The sequence below is a fragment of the Pseudomonas sp. LRF_L74 genome (genome assembly GCF_965644255.1).
In the GTDB taxonomy this organism is placed as follows: domain Bacteria; phylum Pseudomonadota; class Gammaproteobacteria; order Pseudomonadales; family Pseudomonadaceae; genus Aquipseudomonas.
Window position 1 is genome coordinate 220,791 of sequence record NZ_CBFFRH010000009.1, and the last position, 6,503, is coordinate 227,293.

Here is a 6,503-nt window from a genome sequence, read left to right on the forward strand (position 1 = left end):
TGGATGGCAGAAGTAATCGGACTTCTGTGGCTAATCCCGCACGAGAACGAAAAAGTGCTACGCCCTGAGAAAATATTTATCCGCGCGCAGAGAGCGTGACCCAGTAACGGGTCAGGCGCTTGATGCGCACGGGCAAGGCCTGCTCCAGCGCCTGTAGGACGACGTCGGTATCGGCCAGGGGGTAAACGCCGGATACCCGGAGGTCGGCGACTTCCGGCGTGCAGCGCAGCACGCCGGTACGGTAGCGGCCCAATTCGCCCAGAAAGTCTTCCAGCCGCTGTTGCTCGGCGACCAGCAGGCCTTTCTCCCAGGCCACGCTGGAAGGCGATGCCGGTAGCGGACGGGTCGAACCGTGCTGGTCGAAACGCGCTTGCTGCCCTGCCTCCAGGCGGCTGCCCGGGCCTGAACGTGGGCTCAATTCGACGGCGCCTTCGAACACCTGTACCTGCACGCTGCCGCTTGCGTCCTCTAGACGGCGCACCGAAAAGCGTGTGCCAATGGGACGAATCTCCCCGCATGGACTGCTGACGATGAACGGTCGCGGTATCGTTGCCGGATCGGCGGCCGTGCTGATCAGTATTTCGCCCTGGAGCAGGTGCAGGGTGCGCGTATCGCCCGAGAACGCGAGGTCTACCGCGCTGTCGGTGTTCAGCGTCAACTGCGTGCCATCCGGCAAGGTGAAACGTCGGGTTTCGCCGCGTGGGGTCCGATAGTCGGCACGCGCCGTTTGCCACTGTGGCGTTTGCTGCAACAGGCGTGCACCTGCCAGGGAACCGCACAAGAGGCTCAGCCCCAGCAGCAGTTTGCGCCGCTGGTTATTCGCCGGTGCGGCGCGCAAGGCTTGGCTGGCGATGGCCGGCGGCACTTGCTTGAGTGGCACGCAGGCCTGCTGAAGCGCTTCCCAGGCCTGCTGGTGCGCGGCGTCGGCCTGTAGCCAGCTCTCGAAGTCCTGCCGTTCCTGGAGGGTCACTTCGCCAGACCAGAGAATGACTTGCCAGTGCATGGCCATCTGTTGCGTTTGCACGCTCGTGGGCATGGTTGTGATCACTCGGCCGTTGCGGCAACGCAGGCTTGCATTGCGATCAGCATGTACTTGCGTACGGTGGCAACGGAGATGTTCAGGCGCTTGGCAATTTCGGAGTAGGTCAGCCCTTCGAAGCGCGACAGCAGCAGGGTTTCCCTGACCAGGGGCTTCAACCCACTGAGTATGCAGTCGATCTGCACCAGGGCTTCGATGATCAGCGCGCTTTCCTCGGGAGAGGGCGCCATCGCTTCCGGCTGCATGGCCACCGCTTGCAGGTAGGCTTGCTCGATGGATTGGCGCCGGTAGCGGTCGATGACCAGTCCTTTGGCGATTTGCATCAGGTGCGAGCGGGCCTGTTCCGCCGCTGGATTCTGGCGGCTGCTGAGAATGCGCAGGTAGGTGTCGTGAGCGAGGTCCGCCGCGTGGTGCGAGCACCCCAGGCGCTGGCGCAACCATCGGTAGAGCCAGTCATGATGATCGCTGTAGAGACGATGTAAATCATTGGGCTCGCTGTAGCGGGTGGCGGACACGATGGAGCCTCTGAGTCAAATGATAATTATTCTATGTAGCGATTGTCGGCAAAATCAATGCCGTGCCACGGCCGGCCGGGCGGCTGTCAGCGGCGTCGGAGTCAGGTATACTCGCGGGCTTTTCCGAAAACCAAGGGTCACGGCCGGCCAGCAGCCGCTTTCGCCGCCTCGCAGCGTCGTCGCCGTCACCCATCTGCCCGATGAGTGCCGTCCGCCATGGAAATCAACCCGATCCTCAACGCCATCAAGGACTTGTCCGAGCGCACCCTGACTATTCGGGGGTATCTTTGACTACGATCAGAAGCATGATCGTCTCGTCGAAGTAAACCGCGAACTCGAAGACCCGAACGTCTGGAACAAGCCCGAGTACGCCCAGGGCCTGGGGCGTGAGCGCGCGACCCTGGCGCAGATCGTCGAGACCATCGACGACCTCACTGGCAACCTGGCCGACTCCCGCGACCTGCTGGAAATGGCCGCCGAAGAAAACGACGAAGGCGCCGTGAACGACGTCGCCGCCGAAGTCGAGCGTCTGCGCGAAATCCTCGAGAAGCTGGAATTCCGCCGCATGTTCAGCCACGAGATGGACCCGAACAACGCGTACCTGGATATCCAGGCGGGCTCTGGCGGTACCGAGGCCCAGGACTGGGCCAACATCCTGCTGCGCATGTACCTGCGCTGGGCTGATAAGCGCGGCTTCAGTGCCGAGATCGTCGAACTGTCCGAAGGCGAGGTCGCCGGTATCAAGGGTGCCACCGTGCATATCAAGGGCGAGTACGCGTTTGGCTGGCTGCGCACCGAGATCGGTGTGCACCGCCTGGTGCGCAAGAGCCCGTTCGACTCCGGCGCACGCCGTCACACTTCGTTCTCGGCCGTGTTCGTCTCGCCCGAGATCGACGACAAGGTCGAGATCGAGATCAACCCGTCCGATCTGCGCATCGACACCTACCGCTCCTCCGGTGCCGGTGGTCAGCACGTCAACACCACCGATTCGGCGGTGCGGATCACCCACGTGCCGACCAACACCGTGGTCGCGTGTCAGAACGAACGCTCCCAGCACGCGAACAAGGACACCGCCATGAAAATGCTGCGGGCCCGCTTGTACGAGCAGGAGATGCAGAAGCGCAACGCCGCCTCGCAGGCGCTGGAAGACACCAAGTCGGACATCGGCTGGGGTCACCAGATCCGTTCCTACGTGCTCGATGACTCGCGCATCAAGGATTTGCGAACTGGCGTCGAGCGTAGCGATTGCCAGAAGGTTCTCGATGGCGACCTCGACGGATACCTCGAAGCCAGCCTCAAGCAGGGGCTCTGATCCGCAATATGTAGTGCCCCTGCAGTAGTTAGCCCGTTAGCCAATTTGAAATACACGCCAGGCAGATAGAACGACCATGAGCGACCAACAGCCCGACCAGAATGAACTGCAACAGGAAGAGAACAAGCTGATTGCCCAGCGCAAGGACAAGCTTGCCGTCATCCGTGAGCAGGGCAACGCCTTCCCCAACGACTTCCGCCGCGACAACCTCTGCGCCGACCTGCAGAAACAGTACGTCGACAAGACCAAGGAAGAGCTGGAAGCCGCCGCCATTCCGGTCAAGGTCGCCGGGCGCATCATGCTCAACCGTGGCTCCTTCATGGTCATCCAGGACATGAGCGGGCGCATCCAGGTCTACGTCAACCGCAAGACCCTGCCGGAAGAGACCCTGGCGGCGGTCAAGACCTGGGACATGGGCGACATCATCGCCGCTGTCGGCACCCTGGCCCGTTCGGGCAAAGGCGACCTGTACGTCGAGATGACCGACGTGCGCCTGCTGACCAAGTCGCTGCGCCCGCTGCCGGACAAGCACCACGGCCTGACCGATACCGAGCAGCGCTATCGCCAGCGCTACGTCGACCTGATCGTCAACGAAGACGTGCGCGACACGTTCCGCGTACGTTCCCAGGTGATCGCCCACATCCGTCGTTTCCTCGCCGAGCGCGACTTCCTCGAAGTGGAAACGCCGATGCTGCAGACCATCCCCGGTGGCGCGGCAGCCAAGCCGTTCGAAACCCACCACAACGCCCTGGACATGGCCATGTTCCTGCGCATCGCGCCGGAGCTGTACCTCAAGCGCCTGGTGGTCGGTGGTTTCGAGAAGGTCTTCGAGATCAACCGCAACTTCCGTAACGAAGGCGTCTCGACCCGGCACAACCCCGAGTTCACCATGCTCGAGTTCTACCAGGCCTACGCCGACTACGAAGACAACATGGACCTGACCGAGGAACTGTTCCGCGAACTGGCCCAGGCCGTCCTCGGCACCACCGACGTGCCGTACGGCGACAAGGTGTTCCACTTCGGCGAGCCGTTCGTGCGCCTGTCGGTGTACGACTCGATCCTCAAGTACAACCCGGACATCACCGCCGCCGACCTCAATGATGTCGAGAAGGCCCGCGCCATCGCCAAGAAGGCCGGTGCCAAGGTGCTCGGCCACGAAGGCCTGGGCAAGCTGCAGGTGATGATTTTCGAGGAGCTGGTCGAGAGCAAGCTGGAACAGCCGCACTTCATCACCCGTTACCCGTTCGAAGTCTCGCCGCTGGCCCGTCGTAGCGACGACGATCCGAGCGTGACCGACCGCTTCGAGCTGTTCATCGGTGGCCGCGAGATCGCCAACGCCTACTCCGAGCTCAACGACGCCGAAGACCAGGCCGAGCGCTTCCAGCAGCAGGTGGCCGAGAAGGACGCCGGCGACGACGAGGCCATGCACTTCGACGCCGACTTCGTCCGTGCCCTCGAATACGGCATGCCGCCGACCGCGGGCGAGGGCATCGGTATCGACCGCCTGGTGATGCTGTTGACCAATTCGCCGTCGATCCGCGACGTCATCCTGTTCCCGCACATGCGGCCGCAGGCATGACGCTGGTGTGATCAAGGAAAAGGTCTGCTTCGGCAGGCCTTTTTTGTATCGGCGAGCCACTCGCCCGGATTGACTACGCTGAGTGGGCGCGGAGACACTCGATTCCCGCCCGACCTGAGGAGTGCCCGATGAACGCCTGGCGTGTCCTGTTTGCCGCCTTTGCCTGCCTGTTGCTCAATGGTTGCCTGGTGACCTTCAAGGAACCCATCGCGCCGGGTGAGCCTGCGCCGGTCCCGCTGCTCGGCGAGTGGGAGCGCAAGGACGAGTGGGGGGACCGTCAGTTCCTCGAAGTCACCCGGGCCGGTTCCAATGTCTACAAGGCTCACCTGTGGACCAATAGCGATGGTGCGCTCAAGGATGAACAGACCTTCGGTTTCACCGTGGCCCATTACGGACGCCGCTGGTACCTGTCTGCCGGTCTGCCGAAGAGCCAGGGGGCGAATTTCGCCATCGCCGGCTTCGAGTTGACCGAAGACAGCCAGTTGGTGGTCTACAACCTCGACAGCGAGCGCGTGCTCCAGGATATCCAGCAGGGCGAGTTGCAGGGCAAGCCGACGGCCATCGGCGATGCCGAAGGTGTCTTGGTCAGCAGCTCCCTGGACAGCGTATTCCGTTACCTCGACGACCAGGCGAACCTGGACGTATTCGTCGAGGCCGCGCGTTTTCAACGCAGCAACCGCTGACGAGGCCAGGCAATGAGCAAAAGCAAGCCGCTGGACACCTATCAGCAGACGATTCGTACCTTGTCCGACCGTATCGTCGAGGCACAGACACCGATTCGCGTACTCGATGCGATCAAGTGGGACGAGAGTGTGAAGAAGGGCTTTCTCAAGGCCAGGGGCAAGGAGATGCCGGCGGTCGATCGTGCCTATTACGACAGTCGCCCGCTGGCCTTCGATGCGTCGGCGAAGAAGCTGGAGTTCCAGAACATCGAGCGTGACATCACGCGCCAGCTTGGCCAGTTCAACCCGGTCGGGCAGATCATGCGGCGCATGTGCAAGGAATACCGCATGGTCATCCGCATGCTCGAAGCGCGTGGCACGGCGGATTTTGGTCTGATCTCCCAGGAACTCTACGGCGCGGCATCGGATGCCTTCCATGCCGGCGACCCGACCCTGGCCGACCTGGGGCTGATGCTCTCCGACTACCTGAACAACATCGCCAGTCGCAGCGAACTGCAGGATGAACCCAAGACGCTCAGCGCCAAGGATGCGGTGGAATTGCTGCAGACTCGGCTGTCGGCGGTATTCGGTGACGACGCCATCCGGGTGATCGAGTCCGACGGCATCGTCGCCGATGCGGCGGCCGGCGCCGACTACATCAAGGTGCGTGCCGACGCGATGTTCAACGAGCGTGACGTGCGCGCGCTGGAGGTTCACGAGGGATTGGTGCACGTAGGCACCACGCTGAATGGCCAGAACCAGCCGATCTGTACCTTCCTGGCCAAGGGGCCGCCCTCGTCGACCGTGACCCAGGAAGGCCTGGCGATTCTCATGGAGGTGATCGCCTTCGCATCCTATCCGACCCGCCTGCGCAAGCTGACCAATCGCACCCGGGCCATCCACATGGCGGAGGAGGGCGCGGATTTCCTCCAGGTGTTCCAGTTCTACCAGGAGCAGGGCTACGCCATGGCCGAGAGCTACGGCAACGCCAGCCGGGTGTTCCGCGGCTCGTCGCCGACCGGCCTGCCCTTCACCAAGGACCTGTCCTACCTGAAGGGCTTCATCATGATCTACAACTACATCCAGCTCGCCGTGCGCAAGGGCAAGCTGGAGCAGATTCCGCTGCTGTTCTGTGGCAAGACCACGCTGGAGGACATGCGCACCCTGGGGCAGCTGGTTGAGGAGGGATTGGTGACGCCGCCGAAGTACCTGCCGCCGCAGTTCCGCGATCTCAACGCCCTGTCGGCCTGGATGTGCTTTTCCAACTTCCTCAACCACCTGAGCCTGGACCGGATCGAAGCGGACTACGCGAATATTCTCTAGGGTCTGTTGCCGTTTCGGCGCAAGCCGCGTTGTCGCGAGAAATAGCCCCCGGTTAGGCGCAGGACGCAGGCAA

Annotated in this window: 6 protein-coding genes; 4 read left to right on the forward strand and 2 right to left on the reverse strand. The window is 62.6% G+C overall.

The features are described from left to right. Positions 1-76 precede the first annotated feature (76 nt). Together ACSZPK_RS21915 and ACSZPK_RS21920 are read right to left on the reverse strand one after the other, a co-directional pair. Positions 77-1,003, reverse strand: coding sequence for a FecR domain-containing protein (locus tag ACSZPK_RS21915; protein WP_437883698.1), 927 nt, complete (start codon positions 1,001-1,003; stop codon positions 77-79). A 41-nt stretch (positions 1,004-1,044) separates the two neighbouring features. Continuing rightward, on the reverse strand, positions 1,045-1,554 hold the full coding sequence (locus tag ACSZPK_RS21920; RefSeq protein WP_437883700.1) for a sigma-70 family RNA polymerase sigma factor: 510 nt from the start codon (positions 1,552-1,554) through the stop codon (positions 1,045-1,047). A gap of 216 nt (positions 1,555-1,770) precedes the next feature. Between ACSZPK_RS21920 and prfB the strand changes: the two genes are divergently transcribed. The 4 genes from prfB to ACSZPK_RS21940 all read left to right on the forward strand — a co-directional run bounded on the left by prfB (position 1,771) and on the right by ACSZPK_RS21940 (position 6,430). Next, positions 1,771-2,866 (forward strand): peptide chain release factor 2 gene (prfB, locus tag ACSZPK_RS21925; RefSeq protein ID WP_437883701.1). Its coding sequence is split into 2 segments (ribosomal slippage): positions 1,771-1,842 and positions 1,844-2,866, totalling 1,095 coding nucleotides; the frame shifts between segments, so codons are not numbered across the junction. Positions 2,867-2,942: 76 nt separating this feature from the next. Continuing rightward, positions 2,943-4,445: a lysine--tRNA ligase gene (gene lysS, locus ACSZPK_RS21930; protein ID WP_437883702.1), complete on the forward strand. Its 1,503-nt coding sequence runs from the start codon at positions 2,943-2,945 to the stop codon at positions 4,443-4,445. A gap of 128 nt (positions 4,446-4,573) precedes the next feature. After that, the gene (locus ACSZPK_RS21935; protein ID WP_437883703.1) at positions 4,574-5,128 is read left to right on the forward strand and encodes a hypothetical protein; all 555 of its coding nucleotides are present in this window, start codon (positions 4,574-4,576) and stop codon (positions 5,126-5,128) included. Between the two features lie 12 nt (positions 5,129-5,140). After that, positions 5,141-6,430 (forward strand): flavohemoglobin expression-modulating QEGLA motif protein, encoded by a 1,290-nt coding sequence (locus ACSZPK_RS21940; protein ID WP_437883704.1) that lies wholly within the window; start codon positions 5,141-5,143, stop codon positions 6,428-6,430. Positions 6,431-6,503 lie beyond the last annotated feature (73 nt).

Bases quoted from the DNA above. Each gene is read 5' to 3' on its own strand.
- ACSZPK_RS21915 (WP_437883698.1), bottom strand. From the start codon at position 1,003: ATGCACTGGCAAGTCATTCTCTGGTCTGGCGAAGTGACCCTCCAGGAA.
- lysS (WP_437883702.1), top strand. From the start codon at position 2,943: ATGAGCGACCAACAGCCCGACCAGAATGAACTGCAACAGGAAGAGAAC.
- ACSZPK_RS21935 (WP_437883703.1), top strand. From the start codon at position 4,574: ATGAACGCCTGGCGTGTCCTGTTTGCCGCCTTTGCCTGCCTGTTGCTC.
- ACSZPK_RS21940 (WP_437883704.1), top strand. From the start codon at position 5,141: ATGAGCAAAAGCAAGCCGCTGGACACCTATCAGCAGACGATTCGTACC.